The sequence below is a fragment of the Thalassospira sp. CH_XMU1420-2 genome, assembly GCF_037029325.1.
GTDB classification, from domain to species: domain Bacteria; phylum Pseudomonadota; class Alphaproteobacteria; order Rhodospirillales; family Thalassospiraceae; genus Thalassospira; species Thalassospira povalilytica.
Genome location: NZ_JAYMEG010000044.1, coordinates 1 through 1,657, shown reverse-complemented (window position 1 = coordinate 1,657; position 1,657 = coordinate 1). Strand labels below are relative to the sequence as shown.

The window sequence follows — 1,657 nt, the reverse complement described above, 5'->3', positions numbered from 1 at the left end:
GGCATTTGAAACAAGGCCACGCGAAACACGTTCCTCGCCTTCTTCCTCTCGGTCATATTCCGGCAGCAGGATCGAAATATCTGCCAGGGTCAGCAGGTGCCGATCCTTTGGCCGCTGATTTTTGCTACAGGACAGGAAATTGCCTTTGCTCATACCAGCTTCAAATGGGCGAATCTGGCAAGTCACAATGCTGGAGTGACGGTTGCGATCGTTGGTATTTCGAACCGTTCTGCAACAAGTCGAAAACTCTATTCCTTGGATGGTGATGGGGAAATAGTTCTCAAGGAAACTGACAACATCAATGCTTATCTTGCTGCTGCATCTGATGTGTCGGTTCAGAAGCAGTCAAAACCTTTGAGCGATATTCACTCAATGGATAGGGGGAATGGCGCTACAGACGGCGGCAATCTTCTTTTGTCCCCTATGGACCTAGATAGCTTGGGGCTTTCAGATGACCAGATGGAACGGTTTGTGCGCCCGTTTTATGGCTCTGCGGAGTATATTCGGGGGCAGAGTCGTTTTTGTCTGTGGATCAGTGATGATGACGCAGATTGTGCCAAAGCGATTCCGTCCATTCAGTCGCGAATTGACGGCGTTCGTTCAATGAGATTGAGCAGCACTAAAGCTGCTACGCGGGCTGGTGCTGAGTTCGCTTATCGCTTTGATGAGAAACGTCAAAACGGTGACGAAACGGTATTGCTGATACCTCGCGTATCATCGGAAAACAGACAATACCTTCCCTGTGGGTTTCTGCCGCCAAGGTCTATTGTCTCGGATAGTGCCTTTGCTATCTATAATGCGCCCCTTTGGAATATGGCCTTGGTGGCGTCACGTTTGCACTTGATGTGGATTGCTACTGTCTGTGGCAAGCTCAAAACAGATTTTCGCTATTCAAACACGATGGGCTGGAACACCTTCCCTGTCCCGACCCTAACCGAGAAAAACAAGGCAGACCTGACCCGCTGCGCCGAGGATATTCTACTGGCGCGTGAGGCTCATTTCCCTGCCACCATTGCCGACCTTTATGACCCGGAAAAAATGCCCGACGACCTTCGCGTTGCGCATGAGCGCAACGACGAGGTGCTGGAACGCATCTACATCGGCAGGCGATTCCGCAATGACACCGAACGGCTTGAAAAGCTGTTCGAGCTCTACACAAAAATGACAACGAAGGAGGCGAAGAGAGCATGACGCAGACATCATCTATTCCCGCCTTGTTTGAAGAAATTGATGATCGTTTCGGAAGAGAGGACGGGTGGTCATACCCGAAATCAATCTCAATCTGCTGGCCTTCATCAACCCAAGATGTGTCTGATTTTTTGCAGTTCAGCCAAGGCTATTACGAGGCGTCAAAAGCAATTTGCGGCATGATCCAGAGAAATGAGGTGGAGGATTATGTTGTCGGCTATGCAGTGCTCTATCTGTTCCGACATGCGATTGAGCTTGCGCTGAAAGGTATTCTCATCAAACGGGGCGTGACGTTCAAACGCGATCACAATTTGTCCAAGTTGGCCTCGATGGTGGAAACGCTCCCCGCTTGGAGCCTGCAATGGATTGAGGAAATCTGTGAGATGGACAAGAAATCCACGGGGCTCCGTTATCCAGGAGGAAGCCTTAAGGGCTTTGAGATTGGAACCCTGTTGCCTGACTGGGAGGC

At 50.4% G+C, this 1,657-nt stretch carries 2 protein-coding genes; both read left to right on the top strand.

Annotated features, from left to right (window positions below; all coding sequences use genetic code 11):
* Positions 1 to 54 precede the first annotated feature (54 nt).
* Complete coding sequence (locus WA429_RS21125; protein WP_336107899.1) at positions 55 to 1,191, top strand: type IIL restriction-modification enzyme MmeI; 1,137 nt, start codon at positions 55 to 57, stop codon at positions 1,189 to 1,191.
* On the top strand, positions 1,188 to 1,657 hold a 470-nt coding region (locus tag WA429_RS21120; protein ID WP_336107898.1), incomplete at its 3' end, for a HEPN domain-containing protein. The genes WA429_RS21125 and WA429_RS21120, both read left to right, overlap by 4 nt.